Origin of the sequence: Pseudomonas sp. NY15364 (genome assembly GCF_048068235.1) — a bacterium.
Lineage (GTDB): Bacteria > Pseudomonadota > Gammaproteobacteria > Pseudomonadales > Pseudomonadaceae > Aquipseudomonas > Aquipseudomonas mendocina_D.
Genome location: NZ_JBLUPX010000002.1, coordinates 78261 through 101927 on the forward strand (window position 1 = coordinate 78261; position 23667 = coordinate 101927).

Below are 23667 nucleotides of genomic sequence, written 5' to 3' on the forward strand. Positions count from 1 at the left end.
AGCGGCGTTGCCGTGAGCGACCTCAGCCCTGGGGAAACTGCGCCGGGTTGGAGAAGCAGGCGTGTAGGTGATCGAACACCAGGCGCACCCTTGGCGGCACCGGGCCTTGCTGCGGGCGGTAGATGAACAGCTGCCAGGGATCGGGTGCCTGCTCGGTCAGCACCGCCTGCAGGTGGCCGCTCTGCAGATAGGGCTGCGCCAGGTAGGCGGGCAACTGGCCGTAGGCCAGGCCGGCAAGCACCGCCTCCAGCTCGGCTTCGGGGTCGTCGCTCACCAGTGCTGGTGCAGGCGGATGCAGGCTGGGGCCATGGGCGAAGGTCCATGGCCAGGGGCGGCCATTCTTGCGGTCGATAAGCACCGACAGCGGCCGCTGTTGCAACTCGTCGAGGTCACGCGGCGCGCCGCTGGCAGCAATCAGTTCCGGCGTGGCCACCACCAGCAACGGTACCGGTGCCAGCGCGCGGGCAACGTAGCGGCTGTCGCGCAGGAAGCCGACGCGGATGCCGACGTCGATCTGCGCTTCCACTGCGTCGGTTATTTCGTCCTCCAGGCGCAGGTTCAGCACCAGCTGTGGATGCTGCTTGAGCAAGGGTTGCAGGAAGCCCACCAGAAAGCGCTTGCCGATGGCTTGCGGCGCGGTGATGCCGATGCGCCCGGCGATGGCCGATTCGGTTTCCGCGCGATGGCCGCGAAATAGTGCGTCGAAGTCTTCCAGCATCTGCCGGGCGCGTAGCGCGTAGGCCTCGCCGAAGGCGGTGATATGCACCCGGCGGGTGTTGCGGTGGAACAGAATCTCGCCCAGCTCCTCTTCCAGCGCCTTGATCGCGCGGGTCACCGTTTGCGGCGAAACCCCCAGGCGAGTCGCTGCCTCGCGGAAATTGCTGCAGTCGGCCGCGCTGCAGAAAATGCGGATCATCTCCATGCGGTTGAGCATGTCGGGGCGCCTTTGTATTCCAAAAACTGGAATAGCCTAATCCAAACTCTTCCATTCATTGAAACTTAAATCGTCTCTAAGGTGAGTCTATGTCCGGCGTATGGCGCGGACACTCCCATGAATCCAGAGAGGGCTTACTCATGAGCAATAACATTTCCGGCAAGGTCGTGGTCATCACCGGCGCCAGCAGCGGCCTGGGCGAAGCCACCGCCCGTCATCTGAGCAAGTTGGGCGCCAAGGTGGTGCTGGCCGCACGGCGCAAAGAGCGTCTCGAGCAACTGGTCAGCGATCTGGTTGCCGCTGGCGGCGAGGCCGTGGCCTACCAGACCGACGTGACCCGCGCCGATGAGGTCAAGGCACTGATCCAGGGCGCGCTGGACACCTTCGGCCGCGTCGATGTGCTGATCAACAACGCCGGCCTTATGTCCATTGCACCGATGAGCGATGTGCGCGTCGAGGAGTGGGAGCGCATGATCGACATCAACATCAAGGGCGTGCTGTACGGCATCGCCGCGGCGCTGCCAGTGTTCCAGCAGCAGAACGCCGGGCACTTCATCAACATCGCCTCGGTGGCCGGGATCAAGGTGTTCAGCCCGGGCGGTACCGTCTACAGCGGCACCAAGTTCGCCGTACGCGCCATCTCCGAAGGGTTGCGTCACGAGGTAGGCGGCAGCATCCGCACCACCACCATCGAGCCGGGCGCGGTGGATTCGGAGCTGAAGTTCGGCAGCTCGCACCAGCAGAGCCGCGACTTCGTCGTCGACTTCTACAAGCAGGCGATTCCGGCGGAATCGGTGGCACGCGCCATTGCCTACGCCATCGAGCAGCCGGCTGACGTCGACATCAACGAGATCGTTCTGCGTCCGACCACGCAGAAGTTCTGATCCATAACCGCTGTTGCAGGCGCTTGCGATGCTGGTTCACCCGAGCCAGCATGCAGGCGCCTTTTTCGCTTTCAGGAGTCTGCATGAGCGCGTCCATTCATTCCGTCGACCTGGCCAAGGCCTACCGTCTGCTCAACCACGGGCCGACCGTGCTGGTGTCGGCGCGTCATCAGACTGTGGATAACGTCATGGCGGCAGCCTGGTGCTGCGCCCTGGATTTCGATCCGCCGAAGCTGACCGTGGTGCTGGACAAGGCCACCCGCACCCGCGCGCTGATCGAGGGTAGCGGCCTGTTCGCCATCCAGGTGCCGACCGTGGCGCAGCTGCAACTGACCCAGGCGGTGGGCAGCGCCAGCCTGGCCGATGATCCGGCGAAGCTGGCCCATGCCGGGGTCGAGTTGTTCGAGATGGCAGGCCACGATGTGCCATTGGTGGCCGGCTGCTCGGCCTGGCTGGTCTGCCGGCTGATCGATGAGCCGCATAACCAGCAGGCCTACGACCTGTTCATCGGCGAGGTGATCGCGGCCTGGGCGGACGAGCGCGTGTTCCGCGACGGCCGCTGGCATTTCGAAACGGCCGACCCGAGCCTGCGCAGCCTGCATCACGTCGCGGGCGGGCACTACTACGCGATTGGCGAGGCGCTCAAGGCCTGATGTCGGGCGTGCTCAGCGCGCCAGCGGTAGCGCTACACCGATCAGCACGAAGAGCACGCCGCAACTGCGATTGAAGGTGCGGCCGCCGCGTTGCAGCCAGGGCCGTACGCGGAAGGCCAGCAACGCCAGCAGCAGCTCGACGAGGAACTCGACCACGGCGAAGGTCGCTGCCATCACCACGAACTGCACGGCCAGGCCGCGTTGCGGATCGACGAACTGCGGCAGGAAGGCGCCGTAGAACAGGATCACCTTGGGATTCGACAGTGCCGACAGCAGGCCTTGGCGAAACAGCCGTACGGCGCTGGGGCGGGTGCCGCTGTCTGCCAGGGTCAGGTTCATCGGTGGCGAGCGCCACAGCTGCACGCCCAGCCAGATCAGGTAGGCGCCGCCGATCCACTTCAGCGCCAGCAGCGCGGTGGGCGCGGTCTTGAGCAGCGCGCTGAGGCCGAACATGGCCAGGGCGATCAAGGTGCTGAAGCCGACCACGCCGCCAAGGATGGTGGCCAACGCCAGGCGCGCGCCGTACAGCCCACCGTGGGTCAGCGCCAGCAGGCTGTTGGGGCCGGGCGTCAGCGCCAGGCCGAGGGTGGCGATGAAGTAGACGAGCCAGAGTTCGAGGGCCATGCGGGTCTCCTGTGAATGCGTGGCAAGTCTAGTCAGCGACAGTGTCGTGATTGAGGTAGATTCTGGTCATCTAACGGTTGATTCTGGACTGCCATGGCCGAACGCCCCGATCTGCGTTTTCTCCTGCTGCCACTGCCGGAGTTCGCCCTGCTGCCCTTCGGTGGCTTTCTCGACAAGCTGCGTTTCAGCGCCGACGACGAGGACTACAGCCGCCAGCGCTACTGCGCCTGGACGATTCTCGGCCTGCAGCCAGGGCATGTGCCGTCCAGCAGCGGTGCGGCGCTGCGGATCGAGGCCACGCCGGAACAACTCGATCTGGCCGACTTCGACTACCTGGTGCTGTTCGGCGGGCGTAACGCGCAGGCCACTGCCGCGCTGGCGCCGGCCTATCAGGCTTTGCTGCGGCGTGCCGCCCGCGCCGGGGTGAAGCTGGTGGCGATCGACAATGCCAGCTTCCTGCTCGCTGCCTGCGGCCTGCTCGACGGCCATCAGGTGGCGGTGCACTGGCGCCATGAGGCGGAATTTCGCGCCAGCTTTCCCCATCTGCGCCTGGCTCGTGAGCGCCTCTACTGCCTCGATGGCGCACGGATTTCCTGCGCTGGCGGTACTGCGGCCATCGACCTGGCGGTGGAGCTGCTGGCCCAGGGCAGTGGCCGGGCGCGGGCGCTCAAGGGCCTGGCCGATATGCTGGTGGACGAGACGCGCAGCGGCCAGCATGCACTGCGTTCGCTGCACACGGCGCCGAGTGGCGAGCGCCATGTCGACCGCGCCATCGCCCTGATGCGCCATGGCCTGGCCAGTGCCGACGGCATCGAGCAACTGGCGGCCAGCGTCGGCATCAGCCGCCGTCAGCTCGATCGTCTGTTCCAGGCCAGCCAGGGCATGAGTGCGCGCGAATACTGGAACGAACTGCGCCTGCAGCACGTGCGCTGGCGCCTGCTCAACTCCAGCCACAGCCTGGCGCAGCTTGCCGACGAGATCGGCGTCAGCGATGCCAGCCACCTGGGCAAGTTGTTTCGCCAGCGCTTTGGCTTGGCGCCTGGCGCCTTCCGTCGTCAGGGTGGCGCGTTGTAGGAGCCGCGCCTCGCGGCGAATGTGGCGAATAGCCGGCTGCAATTGCTTCGCGCCGGGGCGACGCGCCTACGGAACAGGGATAACAGCGGCAGAGAGGATCATGACTCGATATCCGGGTACCAACGCGGCGTATAGACCCACTCACCGCCATCGGCACGGGGAAAGCGGCGGGTCTGGCTGGAGCCGATGATCACCAGGGTGCGCATGTCGACCATCTCCGGCGTCAGCTCGCCGAGAGTGAGGCTGCGCAGGGCTTCGGCGGGGCGGCCGATATCACGGCCAAGTACCACCAGGGTTTCCGGCGCGCGGTGCTGGCGCAGCAAGTCGAGCGCGCGGCCAAGTTGCCAGGGGCGGGATTTGGAAATCGGGTTGTAGAAGGCCATGGCCAGGTCGGCGATGGCGGCATGTTCCAAGCGCTTTTCGATCACCGCCCAGGGCTTGAGGTTGTCCGACAGGGAAATCAGGCAGAAGTCATGGCCCAGCGGCGCGCCGGCCTTGGCAGCCGTGGCCAGGGCGGCGGAGACGCCCGGCAGCACTTCCAGCTCGACGCCGTGCCAGGCCTCGCTCTGCGGGCTTTCCAACGCCTCCATCACCGCGGCGGCCATGGCGAAAACGCCGGGATCGCCCGAGGAGATCATCACTACCCGGCGGCCCATGGCGGCCAGTTCGAAGGCGTGGGCGGCGCGCTGCAGCTCCTCGCGGTTGTCGCTGGGGTGCAGGCATTGATCGGCGCGCAGCGGGCCGGCCATCTTCACGTAGGTGTCGTAGCCGAGCAGGTCTTCGGCTTCGTCCAGGGCGCGGCGCACGGCGGGGGTCATATGCTCGGCGGCGCCTGGGCCGAGGCCGACCACGCTGAGGCGGCCACGGCGTTGGCCGAGGCGCTCGATATCCAGCGGCTGTTTACTCAGCAGCAGGCGCAGGCCGTCGCCGACATGGTGCTCGGGCGGTAGCTCGGATGTGCTGTGGATAAAGCGCAGTGGCAGCTTCAACTCGGCGGCGGTGGCGTGCAGTTCGGCGTTGGCCATCCAGCTTTTGTCCGCCAGCAGCACGGCCAGCGCTTGTGGCGCCAGGCTGGTGGTGCATAGTGCTTGCTGCAGTCGAGCCGGCAGGTCGGCGCTGGGCTGCTCGATCAGCACGGCGACGCTGCGCGGGTGGATCAGCAGTTCATCGGGCTGCGCCGGGCGGGCCTCGGGGGTGATATGGATAACCCGGCTGGCGGCGTTATCCACAGGCAGTTGCGCGCTTTCCAGCCAGGGCGCCTGGCCTTCGATACGCACGCTGTCGCCGCCGAGCAGATCGCTGACGAAGCGTTTGCCCTGCTGCAGGTCGGCCAGGGCATAACCGGCTGGCGGTTCCAGCAGACAGGTGCCGAAGCGCAGCTCGCCGCTGGTGGTGATGGCTGGCGTTACCCCCAGGTATGCAGCGATCTCGCGGGCCAGGCGGTTGACCCCTGCCAGGCCGCCGAGCAGCGGCACCACGACGCTGCCGTCCTCGGCCAGGGCCAGTACCGGCGGCTCGGCGCCTTTTTCCGCCAGCAGCGCGGCAAGGCTGCGGATGACGATGCCGGCGGCGCACAGCACCAGCAGCGGCTGGCCGGCGCGGTAGAGGGCGCGCAGGTGCTCGCCGAAGTCGTCGTAGTGGCGCTCTGCTCTGTCGGCACGGCCGCGCAGGCCATGGATCACGGCCTGTGGATAAAGCGCCTTGAGGCGTTGTGCAGTGGCCAGCGCGCTGGCGCCGAGGATGACGATGTTCATGCGGTAAATCCTGTAGCCCGGATGCAATCCGGGGAATGGGTTTCCCGGATTGCATCCGGGCTACGAACGAATGAATGTGAAAGCGGTTTACCCGGTCTTGTCCTGTAGGAGCCCCGCCCCGGGGCGAAGCTTATTAGGTGTGCCGCCAGTTAGACCGTCTTCGCCGCGTGGCGCGGCTCCTACAAGATCAGCTCGCAGGCATCAACAATCGGCGCGCAGCAGCTCGTTCACCCCCGCCATTTCTGGCCGGGCACCAGAATCATGGAGAAATACGGCGAATCCATAGGCTCCACCTCATCCAGCGGCACGATCTTCTGGCTGGCCATGGTGGCACGTTCGACGTAATGGGCGCGGCCATCCAGGCCGAGCTTGCGCAGCACGCGGCGCACCTTGTCGAAGTTGCGCCCGAGCTTCATCACCACTGCCGCTTCGGCGTCGCGCAGGCGTTGTTCCAGTTCGTCTTCCGGCAGCACGCCGGAGAGCACGCTCAGGCTCTGGTTGCGGTACACCAGCGGCGTGCCGAGCACCGAGGCGCAGCCGAGCATCGAGCACACGCCGGGCACCACTTCCACTTCGTAGCGCTCGGCCAGGCGGTCATGCAGGTACATGTAGGAGCCGTAGAAGAACGGGTCGCCTTCGCAGATCACCGCCACGTCCTGGCCGGCATCGAGCAACTGGGCGATCTGCTCGGCGCAGGTGTCGTAGAAGTCGGCGATCACATCTTCGTAGGAGAGCGGCGGGGCGAGCTTCTCGGTGGTCACCGGGTAGACCAGCGGCAGGCGCTGCTGGGCATCGCTCAGGTGCTCCTCGATGATGCCGAAGGCGTTACCGCCGTGGCCGGCGTTGTGCTTGGCCTTGGCCACGAAGTAGGCCACCACTGGGGCGGATTTCAGCAGGCGCAGCGCCTTGAGGGTAAGCAGTTCGGGGTCGCCGGGGCCGACGCCGAGGCCAAGCAGACGACCGGCCATCATTCCACCTCCGAGGCGAGGGCGTTGACCGCGGCCACCGCCATGGCGCTGCCGCCACGGCGGCCACGCACGATCACGTAGGGCACGCCACGGCTGTCTGCGGCCAGCGCATCTTTCGATTCCGCAGCACCGATAAAGCCCACCGGCATGCCGATGATCAGCGCCGGCTTCGGTGCGCCGGCATCGAGCATTTCCAGCAGGTAGAACAGCGCCGTGGGGGCGTTGCCGATTACCACCACGCTGCCTTCCAGGTGTTCGCGCCAGTGCTCCAGGGCCACCGCCGAGCGGGTGTTGCCCAACTCGCGGGCCAGCTCCGGCACGCCGGCATCGTGCAGGGTGCAGATCACCTCGTTGTTCGCCGGCAGGCGCGGGCGGGTGATGCCCTCGGCTACCATGCGTGCGTCGCAGAGGATCGGCGCGCCGGCCAGCAGCGCGGCACGACCCGCAGCGCCCGCGCCGGGGGAGAAGCGCAGATCCTCCACCACGTCGACCATGCCGCAGGCATGAATCACCCGTACGGCGAGTTTTTCCAGATCGGCGGGGATGCCGTCGAGGTTGGCCTCGGCGCGGATGGTGGCGAAGGAGCGGCGGTAGATTTCCTGGCCGTCGCGGATGTAATCAAGCATCGGATGTTCCTGCGGGGTGTTGGCGGGCGAACCAGGCGCCGGCCTCGTCGATAGTCATGGCCGGCGCCAGCAGACGGCCGAAACCGGGCGTCTCGGGCGTGCGTTGATAAAGCTGGTAATGGTCAGGCGAGCTGGCCAAAAGGGTATAGGGCTGCACGCGGGCGCTGGCGCAACTGCGCGGGCAGGCGCTGAGGTGCACCTGCGGGCGGGCGCCGCTTGCACGCAGGCGTTCGGCCAGGTGCAGGGCGTGGTGCTTGCTGTCGGCCAGGCCGCGCGCGCAGGCCGCCGAGCCGGTGCAGGCGACCAGGCCGAGCAGCGGCTCGTCGGCCTGGGTCAGCAGGCCCAGCTGGTCCAGCTCTGCCAGCAGTTCGCGGGCGCGAGCTTCGGGGACGTTGCCCAACAACAGACCTTGCCAGGGCGTCAGGCGCAGCTCGCCATCGCCATGGCGCTCGCTCAGCTCGGCCAGCGTGGTCAGTTGTTCGGCGTGCAACCGGCCCAGCTGGGCGCCAGCGGCCACCATACACAGGCCGCTCTGCGCCTGTGGATAAATCCCCGCCGGTGCGCGCTCGATGGTGGCGGCAGGCTGCCAATTGGCTGGTGCTGGCTGCAGGGGAAAGTCCAGACGCGTTTGCAGGCGTTGCAACAGCTCGCTGGCCGGGATCTGTGCCAGTAACTGGCGCATGCGTGACTGCTCGGGTGTGGCCAGTTCGAGGAACAGCAGCAGGAGCTGGCGCACCAGCTCGACTGCCTGCGACGCTTCGATGCGCGCCAGTGGTGTGTCGATGGGGCCGCCGGCCAGACCCAGCAGCAGGTGCTGGTCGTCCTCGGCGGCCAGCCACAGGTCGTGGGGGTGTTCGCGCATGGCCAGGGTTTCACCGCCGTCCAGTTGCAGGGCGAACTTGGGCGACAGCGCATGCAGCGCCGGAGTGTCCTGCAGCAGGTCGAGCAACTGGCTGGCCAGCGGGCGCACGTCCATCCGCACCTGCGGGTCGAGGCCGGCGGCGGGGCTGAGCAGCAGATTGCGCACGTCATCGGCGGTGGCCACGCGCGGGCCGAGGCCGGCGCTCAGCAGGGCGTCGATCAGCGCGCTTTCCTGGCCCGGCAGCACGCCGCGAATTTGCAGGTTGCTGCGGTTGGTCAGCTCCAGCACGCCACTGGCACAGTGCCTGGCCGCCTCGGCAATCGCCCGCGCCTGGGCACTGCGCAGCACGCCGCCGGGCAGCTTGATGCGGCAGATGCCGCCATCCAGCGCGGGGACGATGCGTAGCAGGCCGGGGCAGGCGGAAGGGCGGACGGATGTGGACAAGCGGTCACCTGTGGATAACGACGCGGCGACCAAACCAGCGAAATCCGCCCACGGGAGGATTCCATGGCATCGGTACACCCCGCCCGATGTTGGCACTCGCGACCAGCGTTCGTCGGTAGGTCTCCTGGCTGACAGGTCTTGATCCGCTGCGCCTTCCCGGTACAGGCCGTTGAAAAACTATCTGCGTTGGCAATACGGCGTTAAAAACGGCCTCAAAATGCTCATTTACAACACGTAAACTGCGCTTTTTCGGTCGTTTTTGCCTTGTCTTGCCTGCCTCGCTTACGTTTTTCAGCGGCCTGTTTCCAGTGGCCGATTGCGTTGGACTCGCTGTTTACAGTTGCGGGGGCAGCCACGGTTTTACCGTGTTCCCTCTTGGGGACGCTCTGAAATAGCCGTATACCGTCACTCCCGCGAAGGCGGGAGCCCAGGTACTACGGAGATTCTGGATTCCCGCCTGCGCGGGAATGACGACTATTTCAGAGTTTCCTTAGGCCCTTTACTGAGTCGTATCGACTCATGGGGCACCGACGAAGGCGCTATTATGCCCGCTTTGCCCGGCGTCGCGACACGCGCCCTGTCGGCTACTTGCGAGGAAGGTGGATGAAACCCTGGTTGACCCTGGTCGGCATCGGTGAAGACGGCTACCCCGGCCTGGGCAAGGCCGCGCGCCGTGCACTGCTGGCGGCTACGCACATCGTTGGCGCGCCGCGTCAGCTGGCCTTGCTGCCGCCGTGCATCAGTGGCGAGCGGGAAACCTGGCCCAGCCCCTTCGACCTTGAACCACTGCTGGCGCGGCGTGGCGAGGCGGTGTGCGTGCTGGCCAGCGGCGACCCGATGTTCTACGGCGTCGGCGCCAGCCTGGCGCGCCAGCTGCCGGCCGATGAGCTGCTGGTGTTGCCTGCGCCGTCCTCGGTGTCGCTGGCGGCGGCGCGCCTGGGCTGGCCGCTGCAGGAGGTGGAGGTGGTGTCGCTGGTCGGGCGGCCGCTGGCCACGCTCAACGCCCGGTTGTATCCCGGCGTGCGCCTGCTGGTGCTGAGCGCCGATGGCGACACCCCCGCGCAGGTCGCCGAAGTGCTGCGTGCGCGCGGTTTCGGTGCCAGTCGTCTGACCCTGCTGGAACATCTGGGCGGGCCGGAGGAGCGCCGACTCGATGGTCTGGCCGAAAGCTGGAATCTGCCGCGCGGCGCCGACCTCAACCTGCTGGCCGTTGAATGCCTGGCCGACGCCGGTGCGCAGCTGCTGCCGCCGACCTGCGGCCTGCCGGACGAGGCCTACCGTCACGATGGCCAACTGACCAAGCGTGACGTGCGCGCGGTGACCCTGGCGCGCCTGACGCCGCTGCCTGGCGAGCTGCTGTGGGATGTTGGCGCTGGTTGCGGCTCCATTGGCATCGAGTGGATGCGCGCCCACCCGGCCTGCCGCGCCATCGCCGTCGAGGCCAACGAAGGGCGTCAGGCCCATATCCGCCATAACCGCGATGCACTCGGTGTACCCGGGCTGCAACTGGTCGCCGGGCATGCGCCCGAGGCGCTGGCCGGGTTGCCCGCGCCGGATGCCATCTTTATCGGCGGCGGCGTCACCGTGCCCGGTGTACTGGATGATTGCTGGGCCGCGCTCAAGCCCGGCGGACGCCTGCTGGCCAATGCCGTGACCATTCAAAGCGAGGCGGCGCTGGTCGCCTTCCGCGAACAGAATGGCGGCGAGCTGCTGCGTCTTGCCGTGGCCCAGGCGCAGCCGCTGGGCGGCTTCGACACCTGGCGCGCGGCGCTGCCGATCACCCTGCTGGCGGTGCGCAAACCGTGAGTGCGCGACTCCTGCTGCTCGGTGGCACCACCGAGGCCCTGCGTCTGGCGCGTCGACTGGGGTCGGAAACCATCTACAGCCTGGCCGGCCTTGGTCGCGTGCCGGATGACCTGGCCTGCCGCGTGCGCGTCGGCGGCTTTGGCGGTGCCGAAGGCCTGGCGGCCTTTATCGACCGCGAAGGCATCGAGCTGCTGCTGGATCTGACCCACCCCTATGCGGCGCAGATCAGCCATAACGCGGCCCGCGCTGCAGAGCTGGCGGGCGTGCCATGCTGGGCATTGCGCCGCCCTGGCTGGCAACCGGGTCCGGGTGACGACTGGCGCGAGGTGGAAGGCTGGGATGAACTGACCCGTGCGCTGGCGCCTTTCGAACGGCCGTTTTTCACCTCCGGGCGCGAGCCGCTGGCGCATTTGCACGAGATTCCCGCGCACCAGCACTGGACGGTGCGCTGCCTGCAGGTCGAGCCGGCGCCGGCGCGTGCCGAGATCATCGGCGCCCGTGGGCCGTTCGCGCTGGACGAGGAACGCGCGCTATTCGCGCGCATCCGCTGCGACGTGCTGGTGAGCAAGAACAGCGGCAGCGCCTCCACCGAACCCAAGCTGCAGGTGGCCCGTGAGCTTGGATTGCCGGTTTTGCTGTTGCGTCGCCCGCAGTTGCCGGCGGTAACGCGCGAGTTTGCGGAGTTGGACGCTCTCTACGAGGCGCTGTCCCTGTAGTGCGGGTGAAACCCGCCAACGCCGGCCTGGCGGGTTGCGCCCGCCCTACGCTTGCGATCGTCGCGGCGGTTGCATCGCGTTTTATCGATCCACCGTTATGGTGGACGTAAAAGGCGACGTCCACCCGGATTGCCTTCACAGCTCGACGCGCTGCTAGACTGCCGGCCCGTTCTGGAGACCCTCATGAGCCAAGCCCCTTACGCCCGCATCCTGTTTATCGGCCCCGGCCTGGGGCGTGGAGCATCGTCCGAGCGCCTGCAGCAACGTATCGAAGCGCTGCTGGACGAGGCGCATCTGCATGACAGCGAGCAGGAGGGTTTCTGGCAGGCCATCATCGATGCGCCGCGACCGCTGCTGGTGGTGGATCTGGAGCCACGCGCCGACGTCGCGCACCGCGACTGGCTGCGCCAGTGCATCGCCGAACGTGGCGACGCATCTGAGGTGTTCGTGGTCTGCACGGCGCTTGAAGATACCTGGCTCGATGGCTTGAGCGCGCTGTTGGGGCATCGCGAAGCGCATCTTTCCTGCAGCGACGTGCCGCCTGTGCCGGAACACCACGCCTGGTCGCAGATCCCGCCGCATGCGCAGCGCCTGCTGCTGTGCAACGGCCCGCGCTGCACGCGCAAGGGCGCGCTGGGCCTGTGGAAAACCCTGCGCCAGCGGCTCAAGGCAGCGGGCAAGCTGGAGTGCGAAGGCGGCGTGCACATCACCCGCAGCCAGTGCCAGTTCCCCTGCGATCTGGGCCCGACTGCGAGCCTTTATCCACAGGGCGAGTGGTACGGCATCAAGGACGAGGCGGCGGTGATTCGTCTGGTCGACGAGCGCCTGGTGGCGGGTAGGGCGTTGCCGGAATTGCGTATCGACGAGCAGGCTTAACGCCCCCCTCTCGCGGCTGAAGCGCAATGCCGGCCAGCCGCTCCTGCAGAAGGGCAATCGCCGCTAAAGCACCTCCCACAATTGCCCCCGCGCCTTGACTTGAGCGGGTGCGGGTGGTCATATCCGCCCCGCTTCAGGTGTCTTACGCCGCCGCGCGTGAGGTGAAACGGGAAGTCGGTTGAAGTCCGACGCTGCCCCCGCAACGGTAAGCGAGCGACCGCATCGATACGCCACTGTGCGCCACGCGCATGGGAAGGCGATGCGTTCATGACCCTCGCAAGCCCGGAGACCGGCCTGGAGTCGTTTGTCTGGCAACCCGCGGTGGGCGGGCGTTGACTCCAGTAGGGCGCCGCCGTGCCCCTGTCTGCTGTTGCGCATTTCCATCGGATTGCCGTGCCTTTTCTCTTTGCGATGGAAGCAATATGGCGCGCTATCCCCTGTTCCAACCCTGTGCATTGTTCGCGTTGCTATTGGCTGCTTCAGCCATGGCCAGCGTCTCTCCAGTCGATCTGCCTGACGTCACCGTCCAGGCGCAAGCCGGGGAGGAGGGCGAGAGCGACCTGCATACGCCCACCACGTCCGGATCGCGTCTGGAGCTTTCGGCCCTGCAAACCCCGGCCAGCACCAGCAGCCTGAGCGGCGCCGAGGTACGTGGGCGCAACAACCTCTCGGTGCAGGACGCCGTGACCCGCACGCCGGGTATCAGCAGCATCGGCTCGCCCGGCAATGGCGGCACCGCGCTGTCGGCGCGCGGCTTCACCGGTCACTCGGCGACCATGCAGCTATACGACGGTACTCGCCAGTACGTCGGCGCCGGCACCGTGACCTTCCCGGTGGACACCTGGTCGGTGGCGCGCATCGACGTGCTGCGCGGCCCGGCCTCTGTGCTCTACGGCGAGGGCGCCACCGGCGCGGTGATCAATGTGGTGCCGAAGAAGCCCTTCGCCGGCGAGATCCGCAACCAGCTGCGCCTCGGCTATGGCAGCGACGACCGCCGTCAGGCTGCCCTGGATAGCGGCGGTTCGCTGAGTGACGAACTGAGCTACCGCTTCAACATCAATCAGCAGGCCAGCAATGGCTGGGTCGACCGGGGTGATTCGGATAGCCTGGCGCTCAGCGCCGCCCTGCGCTGGGACGCCAATGACGACCTGAGCTTCACCCTGTCCCACGATCATGGCGATCAGAGCCCGATGCGTTATCTCGGCACGCCGCTGGTGGCCGGCAAGTACCTCGAGAGCATCCGCGAGCGCAATTACAACGTCGCCGACGCGGATATCCGCTACAACGACCAGATCACCCGCCTGGTGACTGACTGGCGCATCAGCAACGCGCTCAGCGCCAGCAACCAGCTCTACTACATCAAGACCCAGCGCTACTGGCGCAATGCCGAGGCCTATCGCTGGCAGCCGGGCGATACGGTCGAGCGCAGCGAGTTCTACCGGATCAAGCACACCCAGGAGCAGGTCGGCGACCGCCAGACCTTCACTCTCGATCACGCCCTGTTCGGGCTCGACAGTCGTACCGTGGTGGGTGTGGATTACAACCGCATCCACTTCGCCCGCCAGCACGATTTCGCCAGCAGCTTCAGCGACAGCGTGCCGCTGGCCGGCTCCGGCGGCGGGCAGTACCAGAGTACCGATCCGCTCGGCTACGGCCCGCGCGAGCGCAACCTGGCGCGGCAGTTCTCGCTGTTCGCCGAGAACCGCACCCAGCTGACCGAGCGTCTGTCGCTGGTCACCGGTGTGCGCCGCGATCAGGTGCATATCCAGCGCGACAACCTGGTGAATGGCAGCAGCGCCGATCGCAGCCTGAGCGGCGACAACTGGCGCGCCGGCCTGGTCTTCGCCCTGACCCCCGATCTGTCGCTTTACGGCCAGTACGCCACCAGCACCGAGGGCGTGAGCAACCTGCTGACCCTCAACCCGACTCAGCAGCAGTTCGACCTTAGCGAAGCCAGGCAGAGCGAAATCGGCCTCAAGCAGATGTTCTGGGGCGGGCAGGGCGAGTGGACGCTGGCCGCCTATCACATCGTCAAGAAGAAGCTGCTCAGCCGCGCAACCCCGACCTCGCCCACCGAGCAGATCGGCCAGCAGTCGTCCGATGGCCTGGAAGCCACCCTGGAACTGGCGCTGGGTCGGGGCTGGCAGGTGTCGGCCAATGCGGCCTTCGTACGCGCCGAGTACGACGACTTCGTCGAAGGCGGCGGCGACCGCAGCGGCAATCGCCCGACTGACGTGCCGCGGCGCACCGCCAATCTGTGGCTGAACAAGGCGCTTGGTGGCGGCGTGGAGGCCGGCATCGGCGCGCGTTATGTCGATGCGCGTTATGCCGATACGGCCAACACCGCCAAGGTGCCTGGCTACACCGTGGTCGACGCCAACATCGCCTGGCAGGCGTTGCCGGATGTGCGCCTGGGCCTTGAGCTGAACAACCTGTTCGACCGCCAGTACGCCACCAGCGCCAACAGCGACGGTGAGCAGTGGTACCTGGGCGCGCCGCGTTCGTTCTTCGTCACGGCGGATTACAGCTTCTGATGACCCCGCGTTTGCGTATCAAGGCGCTGGCCTGGTCGCCCGATGGCCAGCGCCCGCTGCTCGAAGACATCGACCTGCACGTCGGCGACGGCGAGCTGCTGGGGCTGATCGGCCCTAACGGCAGCGGCAAGACCAGCCTGCTGCGCTGCGCCTATCGCTTCCAGCGACCCAGCGCCGGTAGCGTCGAGCTGGACGGCGAGGCGCTGTGGCAGCACTCGCCGCGCTGGAGCGCGCAGCGCGTGGCCGTGGTGCTGCAGGAGTTTCCGCAGGACTTCGGCCTGCGCGTGCACGAGGTGGCGGCCATGGGCCGCACGCCGCACAAGGGGCTGTTTGATGGCGACGATGGCGACGACCAGCGCCTGGTCAGCGATGCGCTGGCCCGTGTCGGCCTGAACGACCTGGCGCAGCAGCCCTTTGCCTGCCTTTCGGGTGGCGAGAAGCAGCGCGTGCTGCTCGCCCGCGCCCTGGTGCAGCAGCCGCAACTGCTGATCCTCGACGAGCCGACCAACCACCTCGACCCGCGCTACCAGCTCGAACTGCTGCGGCAGATCAAATCGCTGGGCCTGGCGACCCTGGCCAGCTTCCATGATCTGAATCTGGCGGCGGCCTTCTGCGACCGCCTCTGCGTGATTGAGCAGGGCCGCCTGGTGGCCGTCGGCACGCCCGCCGAGGTGCTGACCGCCGAGCTGTTGCAGCAGGTGTTCGGCGTGCGGGCGCTGGTCGATACCCATCCACTGGCGGGGCATCCGCGTATTACCTGGATTGTTTGATGAGTCTTTGCCATTCGCGGCTGAAGCCGCTCCTACCCACGCTTGTGCTCTCGACGCTGCTGCTGGCCAGCCCCGCCTGGGCCGTGACCGTGACCAGTTGCGACCGTCAGGTGACCATCGACCAGCCACCGCAGCGGGCCGTGAGCCATGACGTCAACATGACCGCCATGCTCCTGGCCCTGGGCCTGAAGGAACGCATGGCCGGCTATACCGGCATCAGCGGCTGGAAGACCCTCGATCCGAGCATGCGCGAGCAGCTCGACGGCCTGCCGGAACTGGCGGCGCGCTACCCGTCGCTGGAAAACCTGCTCGGCGCCGGCACCGATTTCGTCTTCGCCGGCTGGAACTACGGCATGCGCATCGGCGGCGAGGTCACCCCGGCCAGCCTGGCGCGCTTCGGCATCCCGGTTTACGAGCTGAGCGAGTCCTGCGCGCATGTGCTGCCCGGCCGCGTCGCCAGCCTCGAGGATGTCTACGCCGACCTGCGCAACCTCGGCCGCATCTTCGCCGTCGAGGCGCGCGCCGAGAAGCTGGTGCAGGGCATGCAGGCACGGGTGGCGGCAGTGCAGGCGCGCCTGGGCGAGCAGCCGACGCGGCCACGGGTGTTCGTCTACGACAGCGGCGAAGACCTGCCTTTCAGCGCCGGGCGCCAGGGCATGCCGCAGCCGCTGATCGAGGCGGCCGGCGGGCGCAACGTGATGGACGGCGTGGCCGGCAGCTGGATCAAGGTGGGCTGGGAGTCGGTGGTCGAGGAAGATCCCGAAGTCATCCTGATCGTCGACTACGGCGAGCGATCAGCGGCGCAGAAGCGCGACTTTCTCTTGCAGCACCCGGCGCTGCAGGGTGTCACGGCGATCCATGAACAACGCTTCGTGGTGCTGCCCTATCTGGCGGTGACGCCAAGCCTGGATAACGCCGCCGCCATCGAAACCCTGGCCGCTGCGCTGCACCCCGAGGCCTTCGCCCAGTGAGTCGTTATCGCCTGCTGCTGCTCGGGTTGGTCGTGCTGCTGGCGCTGTCCTGTGCCTGGTCGCTGGCCTTTGGCGCGGCGCAGGTGCCGCTCGAGCGCGTGTGGGCGATCCTTGGCCAGCACCTGTTCGGCATCGCGCCGCAGGTGCCGGTCAACAGCGGCCAGGACAGCATCGTCTGGCAACTGCGCGCACCACGGGTGTTGCTTGGCGCGCTGGTGGGCGCCGGGCTGGCGCTGGTCGGCACGGTGCTGCAGGCGGTGACGCGCAACCCGCTGGCCGACCCGCACCTGCTCGGCGTCAGCTCCGGTGCGGCCTTCGGTGCGGTGATCGTGGTGCTCTACCTGGGCGAGTTCGCCGGCCTGCTCAGCCTGCCGCTGGCAGCCTTCGTCGGCGCCCTGGCGAGCATGCTGCTGGTACTGGCCATCGCCAGCCGCGGCGGGCGCCTGGAGAGCGACCGCCTGCTGCTGGCCGGGGTGGCGGTGTCGTTCGTGATGATGGCGGCAAGCAACCTGCTGCTGTATCTGGGCAACCCGCATGCGGCCAGCTCGGTGCTGTTCTGGATGCTCGGCGGCCTGGGCCTGGCGCGCTGGGAACTGCTCTGGCTACCGGCGCTGTGCCTGGCGCTGGCAATGGTCGTGCTGCTCGGCCTGGGCCGCGCGCTGAACGCATTGATGGCCGGTGAGCAGAGTGCGGTAAGCCTGGGGCTGGACCCGCGCCGGGTGCGCCTGCTGGTATTCGTGGTGGCCTCGTTGCTCACCGGCGTACTGGTGTCGCTGTCCGGCGCTATCGGCTTCGTCGGCCTGATGCTGCCGCATGTGGCGCGCTTTCTGGTCGGCGCCGAGCATCGCCGCCTGCTACCGGTGGCGGCGCTGCTGGGGGCGCTGTTCCTGGTCTGGGTCGATGTCGCCGCGCGCACCTGGCTAGCGCCGCAGGATCTGCCCATCGGCATCGTCACCGCCGCCATCGGCGGGGTGTTCTTCGTCGCGCTGCTCAGGCGCCGCTAGTCGTCCGGATCGAACCCGGCCGCGCCGCTCAGGTCATCTGCTCTAGGCTTCATTCACCTGGCCGGAGGAATGACCATGCTCGCGCAACTGCCCACCGCACTTCGTGATCTACGACTACCGCTGCGCCTTAAACTGTGGGACGGCAAGCAGATCGATCTGGGGCCCAAGCCGCGGGTGACGCTGGTGGTCAAGGACCCCAGCCTGGTCACCCAGTTGGCCCATCCCAGCCTGGACGCACTGGGCGCTGCCTACGTCGAAGGCCGGGTGGATCTGGAAGGCCCCATCGAAGAGGCCATCGAAGTGGGCGATGCGCTGAGCAGTGCTCTGCTCGGTGACGAATCCGCACCTGTCGAGCCTTACGCCGCGCACGACAAGCGCAGCGATGCCGAGGCCATCAGCTACCACTACGACCTGTCCAACGAGTTCTACCGTCTGTGGCTGGACCGCGACATGGTCTACTCCTGCGCCTATTTCGAAACCGGTCAGGAGAGCCTCGACCAGGCTCAGCAGGCCAAGCTGCGCCACCTGTGCCGCAAGCTGCGTCTGCAGCCGGGTGACAGGCTGCTCGATGTCGGCTGCGGCTGGGGCGGCCTGGCGCGTTTCGCCGCGCGCGAATTCGAGGCCGAGGTGTACGGCATCACCCTCAGTCAGGCGCAGTTGGAGTTGGGCCGGCAGCGGGTGGCCGAGGAGGGGCTGGAGGATCGCGTGACTCTGGAGCTGCTGGATTACCGTGACCTGCCGCAGGACGGCCGCTTCGACAAGGTGGTCAGCGTCGGCATGTTCGAGCATGTCGGCCACGCCAACCTGCCGCTGTATTGTCAGCGGCTGTTCGCTGCGGTCAGGGCCGGCGGCCTGGTGATGAATCACGGCATCACCTCGCGTTTCACCGATGGTCGTCCGGTCGGCCGTGGCGCGGGTGAGTTCATCGACCGCTACGTGTTCCCGCAGGGCGAGTTGCCACACCTGGCGACCATGACCAAGGCGATTAGCGAGGCCGGGTTGGAGATCGTCGATGTGGAGAGCCTGCGCCTGCACTACGCGCGCACCCTGCATCTGTGGAGCCAGGGCCTGGAGCGACGACTGCAGAAAGCGGCGCAGTGGGTGCCGGAAAAGTCCCTGCGTATCTGGCGCCTGTACCTGGCCGGCTGCGCGTACGGCTTCCAGCATGGCTGGATGAACCTGCATCAGATCCTGGCGGTGAAGCCGCGCGATGACGGTGGTCATGATCTGCCGTGGACCCGTGCTGACCTGTATTCGTGATGGAGTAACATGCGGCTCGTATTGATCCCGCGAGCCGCCCATGCCCTTGCCGCAACAGCATCGTTACCGCGTACTGTTCACCGTTCTGGCGATTCTTGCCGGCCTGCTGCTGAGCCTGTGGCTGGGTGGACGCTATGCCGAGCAGCGCGCCTGGGACGAGCGCAGCATCGAGGCGCGCGGGCAACTGCAGCTCTATGCCCAATCCATCCGTACCCTGGTCGAGCGCTTCAGCTCGGTGCCCGAGGTGCTGGCGCTGGACAGCGACATCCGCAGCCTGTTGCGTGCGCCGCATGATCGCCAGCTGCGTCTGGCCCTCAACCAACGCCTGGAGCGCCTCAACGCCGCGGCCGGCTCCACCGTGCTGTACCTGCTCGATGCCCAGGGTGAAACCCTGGTGGCCAGCAACTGGCGTGACTGGAGCAGCTTCGTCGGCAACAACTACGCCTTTCGCCCGTACTTCCAGAACGCCGTGCGTGATGGCGGTGCGCGCTACTTCGCGGTGGGTGTGACCACTGGTATTCCCGGCTACTTCCTTTCCCATGTGGTGTGCGATGACAAGGGCGAGCTGCTCGGCGTGCTGGTGGTCAAGCTGGAGCTGGAAGAGCTGCAGCGCCAATGGGTCGATCAACCCGGTGTGCTGCTGGTCGCCGACAGCTATCAGGTGGTGATTCTCAGCAACAAGCCGGCCTGGCGTTTCCGCGTCCTGCAGCCGCTCGACGAGCAGGCGCGGGACGAGCTGGTGGAGGTGCGCCGCTATGCCGAGCAGGCGCTGCAGCCGCTGGCGCATCAGGTACACCGGCATGTCGATGATGATGCCGACTGGGCCGGTTTCGAGGGCCCTGACGGTACAGCGGATTATCTCTGGCAGCGCCTGCATCTGCCCGAGGAGGGCTGGACCCTGCACCTGCTCAGCGAGCCGCTGGGCCTGGCCGACAGTATGCGCAGTTACCGTCTGGCGGCTGCCGGGGTGTGGATGACCTTCGCCTTTCTGTTGCTGTTTCTCTTCCAGCGGCGCAAGAACCAGCGCTTACAGGCCGGCATCCGCGAACGCCTGGAGCGTGAGGTGGCGCTGCGCACTGCCGAACTGCGTGAAGCCCAGGATGGCCTGGTGCATGCCGCCAAGATGGCCGCGCTGGGACAGATGTCGGCGGCCCTGGCGCACGAGATCAACCAGCCGCTGACCGCCTTGCAGATGCAGCTCGGCAGCCTGCGCCTGCTGCTCGACAGTGGTCGGCCGGAAGCGGTGCGCGACGGTTTGCAGCGTATCGATGGCCTGCTGCAGCGCATGGCGGCGCTGACTGGCCACCTCAAGACCTTTGCCCGCAAGACCCCGGCCGGCCTCAGCGAGCGCCTGTGCCTCGGTGATGTGCTGGAGCAGGCCCTGCAGCTGTTGGCGCCGCGTATGCGCAGCGAGCAGGTGGAGCTGCGCACGCAGATAGACGACGAGGCCGAAGTGCTTGGCGATGCCATCCGCATCGAACAGGTGATCCTCAATCTGCTGCACAACGCCCTCGATGCCATGGCCGAGAGCGAGACGCGCATCCTCCTAGTACGCATCGCCCGTGAAGACGACAGCTGCCTGCTCAGCGTCGAGGACAGCGGTGGCGGCATCGCCGAAGAAACCCTCGGCCGCGTGTTCGAACCCTTTTTCACCACCAAGCCGGTGGGGCAGGGTCTGGGGCTTGGCCTGGCGGTGTCCTACGGTATCGTGCGCGATCTCGGCGGTAGCCTGGAGGCGCACCACGGTGAACTGGGTGCGGTATTCACCATGAGGCTGCCGGCCGCGCCGTAGCAGCCTGTTAGTGTCGGTTGCGTAGAGTGGGTTAGGCGCACTTCACGCATACCGATGAATCCGCAATTTATGCCGCGCCGTAACCCGCCATTGGCGTCTCGCGGGAAGATCGCCCGGTGGGTTACGCGCCGCAGCACTGGAGGGGTGTGTTGAAGATAGTTGGTTCGCGGCGCTAACCCACCCTACACTGCGGCCGTTCTGAAGAGGAGGTGCCATGAGCGCTCAGGTCATAGTGGTCGACGACGAAGCGGCGATTCGCGAAGCGGTGCAGCAGTGGCTGGAGCTGTCCGGTTTCGAGGTGCGTGCCTGCGCCAGCGCGGCCGAAGCCCTGGCGGTGGTGGACCGCGACTTCCCCGGCATCATCGTCAGCGATGTGCGCATGCCCGGCAGCGATGGCCTGCAACTGCTCGACAAGTTGCTGCAGATCGACAGCGATCTGCCGGTGATCCTGGTCACCGGCCACGGCGACGTGCCCATGGCGGTGCAGGCCCTGCGTCAGGGCGCCTATGACTTTATCGAGAAACCCTTCACCCCCGAGCGTCTGCTCGACAGCGTGCGCCGTGCCCTGGATAAGCGCCGTTTGGTCTGTGAGAACCGCCAGCTACGCCAGCAAGTGGCCGACAAGGGGCGTATCGAGAGCCAGTTAATCGGTATTTCCCGGCCGATGGAAAACCTGCGCCGGCAGATCCTCGAACTGGCCGGCACCTCGGTCAACGTACTGATCCGCGGCGAGACCGGTAGCGGCAAGGAGCGCGTGGCGCGCTGCCTGCACGACTTCAGCCCGCGCGCGAGCAAGGCCTTCGCCGCGCTGAACTGTGCGGCGATTCCCGAGACCATTTTCGAAAGCGAGCTGTTCGGCCACGAGAGCGGCGCCTTTACCGGTGCCCAGGCGCGGCGTATCGGCCGCATCGAGCATGCCGACGGCGGCACCCTGTTTCTCGACGAGGTGGAGAGCCTGCCGCTGGCGCAGCAGGTCAAACTGTTGCGCGTGCTGCAGGAGAAGACCCTGGAGCGCCTGGGTTCGAACAAGAGCATCCAGGTCGATCTGCGGGTGATCAGCGCGGCCAAGCCGGACCTGCTCGACGAGGTCAAGGCCGGGCGTTTCCGCGAGGACCTGGTGTACCGCCTGAACGTCGCCACCCTGCACATTCCGCCGCTGCGCGAGCGCCGCGAGGACATTCCGCTGCTGTTCGAGCATTTCGCCCACGAAGCGGCGCAACGTCATGGCCGCGAGGCGCCACCGCTGGCGCCCAGCGAGCTGGCGCGCCTGCTCGGCCACGACTGGCCGGGCAACGTTCGCGAGCTGATCAACGCCGCCGAGCGTCATGCCCTGGGGTTGTCCAGCCCGCCGCCGGCCGAGCGCTTCGCCGGTCAGGCGCTGGCGCAGCAGATGGAAGCTTTCGAGGCGCAATGCCTGCACAACGCCCTGCTGCAATGCCAGGGCAATATCGCCGCGGTGATGGAAATGCTCGAGCTGCCGCGCCGTACGCTCAACGAGAAAATGCAGCGCCACGGCCTGGCGCGTGGTGATTACCTACCGGGCGGGACGGAGTAGGCAGCGTAGGCATCCAAGGTGCGCCCAAGCCAGGCGTAGCGCGGGTGCAATCCCGGGCTGGTTTCCCCTGCGTTCCCCGGATTGCATCCGCGCTACGGATAGGCGGATTCTTGCTTATGCCTGCGCGGGCGTGAGCGGTTTCCCGCTTAGTGACCCTCTGGTCTCAGGATAAAACCTCTCTAGATCGGGCTTTTCAGCCTCTGGCACGGCATCTGCTATGTCCGTTGTAGCCGCGCAGCTTCTTGCCGACGCGGCGACCATAACAACGACAAGAGGTCAGCCCCATGAACTGTCATGCCCCTCGCGCCATGCCGCACTCGCTGCTTTGCATGGGCCGTCTTCCTACCGCGCTCGCCGCGGCTCTTGTCCAACGTTGCACCCTGCGCTGCTGATCGCGCACCGCCGATGCCGCCTCGGTGGCGTCGTCTAGAGTGAAACTCTGCATAAAGCCATAACAACGACGGAGATACTTCCATGCGACTGACCAAGAAAATCAGCCTGTTCGCCGCTGCCGCGGCCATCACTGCCAGCACCGCAGTGCTCGCTGCCCCGACCTTCATCAACGTGCTCACCGGCGGTACCAGCGGTGTGTACTACCCGATTGGCGTGGCTCTTTCGCAGCTGTACAGCAATGGCATCGAAGGCTCCAAGACCTCGGTGCAGGCGACCAAGGCGTCGGTGGAAAACCTCAACCTGCTGCAGGCCGGTCGCGGTGAGCTGGCCTTCGCCCTCGGTGACTCGGTCGCCGATGCCTGGAATGGCGTTGAAGACGCCGGCTTCAAGGCACCTCTGAAGAAGATCCGCGCCATCGCCGGTACCTACCCGAACTACATCCAGATCGTTGCCAACGCCGAATCCGGCATCAAGACTCTGGAAGACCTCAAGGGCAAGCGCATCTCCGTCGGCGCACCGAAGTCCGGCACCGAGCTCAACGCCCGCGCCATCTTCGAAGCCGCTGGCCTGACCTACAAGGACATGGGCAAGGTCGAGTTCCTGCCGTACGCCGAGTCGGTCGAGCTGATCAAGAACCGTCAGCTGGACGCCACTCTGCAGTCCTCCGGTCTGGGTATGGCCGCCATTCGTGACCTGGCTTCGACCATGAAGATCAGCTTCGTCGCCATCCCGGCTGAAGTGACCGCGAAGATCGACAACGCCGCCTATGAGGCCGCCACCATCCCGGCCGGCACTTACGACGGCCAGGACGCCGACGTACCCACCGTCGCCATCACCAACATCCTGGTCACCCACGAAGGCGTTTCCGACGAAGTGGCCTATCAGATGACCAAGCTGATGTTCGACAACCTCGGCCGTCTGGGCACCGCCCACTCCGCCGCTCAGGACATCAAGCTGGAAAGCGCCACCAAGAACCTGCCGATCCCGCTGCACCCGGGTGCCGAACGCTTCTACAAGGAAGCCGGCGCACTGTAATGACGGCCCGGACCGTGGCGCCTGCGCCGCGGTCCGCTCTTCACAGAATCGCGAATAAAACCGGCGTTCATGGACGGTAGGTTTTGTTGGCGACTCTGTCACCGCAATCGAAGTAGTCATGAGGTTTGCACT

At 66.8% G+C, this 23667-nt stretch carries 20 protein-coding genes and 2 riboswitches; of the genes, 14 read left to right on the plus strand and 6 right to left on the minus strand.

What is annotated here, in order from left to right; genetic code table 11:
• Positions 1–22 precede the first annotated feature (22 nt).
• Positions 23–934, minus strand: a complete 912-nt coding sequence (locus ACNFCJ_RS02715; RefSeq protein WP_416769677.1) for a LysR family transcriptional regulator — start codon at positions 932–934, stop codon at positions 23–25.
• A 140-nt stretch (positions 935–1074) separates the two neighbouring features.
• Here ACNFCJ_RS02715 and ACNFCJ_RS02720 point away from each other — a divergent pair, with 140 nt between their 5' ends.
• Together ACNFCJ_RS02720 and ACNFCJ_RS02725 are read left to right on the plus strand one after the other, a co-directional pair.
• Positions 1075–1818 (plus strand): SDR family oxidoreductase, encoded by a 744-nt coding sequence (locus ACNFCJ_RS02720; RefSeq protein ID WP_416769679.1) that lies wholly within the window; start codon positions 1075–1077, stop codon positions 1816–1818.
• An 83-nt stretch (positions 1819–1901) separates the two neighbouring features.
• Positions 1902–2471, plus strand: a complete 570-nt coding sequence (locus ACNFCJ_RS02725) for a flavin reductase family protein (protein ID WP_116620472.1) — start codon at positions 1902–1904, stop codon at positions 2469–2471.
• A 12-nt stretch (positions 2472–2483) separates the two neighbouring features.
• Here ACNFCJ_RS02725 and ACNFCJ_RS02730 read toward each other — a convergent pair whose 3' ends face one another.
• On the minus strand, positions 2484–3095 hold the full coding sequence (locus tag ACNFCJ_RS02730) for a LysE family translocator (RefSeq protein ID WP_416769681.1): 612 nt from the start codon (positions 3093–3095) through the stop codon (positions 2484–2486).
• 93 nt (positions 3096–3188) lie between these two features.
• On the opposite strand from ACNFCJ_RS02730, the gene ACNFCJ_RS02735 reads away from it, so the two are divergent.
• Positions 3189–4169, plus strand: a complete 981-nt coding sequence (locus ACNFCJ_RS02735; RefSeq protein ID WP_416769683.1) for a GlxA family transcriptional regulator — start codon at positions 3189–3191, stop codon at positions 4167–4169.
• Positions 4170–4267: 98 nt separating this feature from the next.
• Here the strand turns inward: ACNFCJ_RS02735 and cobJ are convergent, their stop codons facing one another.
• The 4 genes from cobJ to cobG all read right to left on the minus strand — a co-directional run bounded on the left by cobJ (position 4268) and on the right by cobG (position 8823).
• The gene (cobJ, locus tag ACNFCJ_RS02740) at positions 4268–5923 is read right to left on the minus strand and encodes a precorrin-3B C(17)-methyltransferase (protein WP_416769685.1); all 1656 of its coding nucleotides are present in this window, start codon (positions 5921–5923) and stop codon (positions 4268–4270) included.
• A gap of 227 nt (positions 5924–6150) precedes the next feature.
• Positions 6151–6894 (minus strand): precorrin-2 C(20)-methyltransferase, encoded by a 744-nt coding sequence (locus tag ACNFCJ_RS02745; protein ID WP_416769686.1) that lies wholly within the window; start codon positions 6892–6894, stop codon positions 6151–6153.
• The gene (locus ACNFCJ_RS02750) at positions 6891–7517 is read right to left on the minus strand and encodes a precorrin-8X methylmutase (protein WP_147810033.1); all 627 of its coding nucleotides are present in this window, start codon (positions 7515–7517) and stop codon (positions 6891–6893) included. The genes ACNFCJ_RS02745 and ACNFCJ_RS02750 overlap by 4 nt, the downstream gene beginning before the upstream one ends.
• Positions 7510–8823, minus strand: a complete 1314-nt coding sequence (cobG, locus tag ACNFCJ_RS02755) for a precorrin-3B synthase (protein ID WP_416769688.1) — start codon at positions 8821–8823, stop codon at positions 7510–7512. Before cobG ends, ACNFCJ_RS02750 begins: the two co-directional genes overlap by 8 nt.
• Before the next feature lie 96 nt (positions 8824–8919).
• Positions 8920–9245: riboswitch (cobalamin riboswitch) on the minus strand.
• Positions 9246–9426: 181 nt separating this feature from the next.
• Here cobG and cbiE point away from each other — a divergent pair.
• From cbiE to ACNFCJ_RS02810, 11 genes are all read left to right on the plus strand, one after another.
• Positions 9427–10629 (plus strand): precorrin-6y C5,15-methyltransferase (decarboxylating) subunit CbiE, encoded by a 1203-nt coding sequence (cbiE, locus tag ACNFCJ_RS02760; RefSeq protein WP_416769689.1) that lies wholly within the window; start codon positions 9427–9429, stop codon positions 10627–10629.
• Positions 10626–11345, plus strand: coding sequence for a cobalt-precorrin-6A reductase (locus tag ACNFCJ_RS02765; protein WP_416769691.1), 720 nt, complete (start codon positions 10626–10628; stop codon positions 11343–11345). The genes cbiE and ACNFCJ_RS02765 overlap by 4 nt, the downstream gene beginning before the upstream one ends.
• Positions 11346–11528: 183 nt before the next feature.
• Positions 11529–12221, plus strand: coding sequence for a (2Fe-2S) ferredoxin domain-containing protein (locus tag ACNFCJ_RS02770; protein WP_416769692.1), 693 nt, complete (start codon positions 11529–11531; stop codon positions 12219–12221).
• 118 nt (positions 12222–12339) lie between these two features.
• Positions 12340–12534: riboswitch (cobalamin riboswitch) on the plus strand.
• A gap of 109 nt (positions 12535–12643) precedes the next feature.
• Positions 12644–14755 carry a TonB-dependent receptor gene (locus ACNFCJ_RS02775; RefSeq protein ID WP_416769693.1) on the plus strand — a complete coding sequence of 704 codons (2112 nt, stop codon included), beginning with the start codon at positions 12644–12646 and terminating at the stop codon, positions 14753–14755.
• A complete protein-coding gene (locus ACNFCJ_RS02780; RefSeq protein ID WP_416769694.1) occupies positions 14755–15525 on the plus strand; it encodes an ABC transporter ATP-binding protein in 771 nt (256 codons plus the stop codon). The genes ACNFCJ_RS02775 and ACNFCJ_RS02780 overlap by 1 nt, the downstream gene beginning before the upstream one ends.
• Entirely contained in the window at positions 15525–16496 is a 972-nt protein-coding gene (locus ACNFCJ_RS02785) for an ABC transporter substrate-binding protein (RefSeq protein ID WP_416769695.1), read from the plus strand. The genes ACNFCJ_RS02780 and ACNFCJ_RS02785 overlap by 1 nt, the downstream gene beginning before the upstream one ends.
• The gene (locus tag ACNFCJ_RS02790) at positions 16493–17500 is read left to right on the plus strand and encodes a FecCD family ABC transporter permease (protein WP_416769696.1); all 1008 of its coding nucleotides are present in this window, start codon (positions 16493–16495) and stop codon (positions 17498–17500) included. Before ACNFCJ_RS02785 ends, ACNFCJ_RS02790 begins: the two co-directional genes overlap by 4 nt.
• A 75-nt stretch (positions 17501–17575) precedes the next feature.
• Positions 17576–18760 carry a C17 cyclopropane fatty acid synthase CfaB gene (gene cfaB / locus ACNFCJ_RS02795; RefSeq protein WP_416769698.1) on the plus strand — a complete coding sequence of 395 codons (1185 nt, stop codon included), beginning with the start codon at positions 17576–17578 and terminating at the stop codon, positions 18758–18760.
• A 40-nt stretch (positions 18761–18800) separates the two neighbouring features.
• On the plus strand, positions 18801–20552 hold the full coding sequence (locus tag ACNFCJ_RS02800; protein ID WP_416769700.1) for a sensor histidine kinase: 1752 nt from the start codon (positions 18801–18803) through the stop codon (positions 20550–20552).
• Between the two features lie 214 nt (positions 20553–20766).
• Positions 20767–22107, plus strand: a complete 1341-nt coding sequence (locus ACNFCJ_RS02805; RefSeq protein ID WP_416769701.1) for a sigma-54-dependent transcriptional regulator — start codon at positions 20767–20769, stop codon at positions 22105–22107.
• Between the two features lie 474 nt (positions 22108–22581).
• Positions 22582–23535: a TAXI family TRAP transporter solute-binding subunit gene (locus tag ACNFCJ_RS02810; RefSeq protein WP_416769702.1), complete on the plus strand. Its 954-nt coding sequence runs from the start codon at positions 22582–22584 to the stop codon at positions 23533–23535.
• Positions 23536–23667 lie beyond the last annotated feature (132 nt).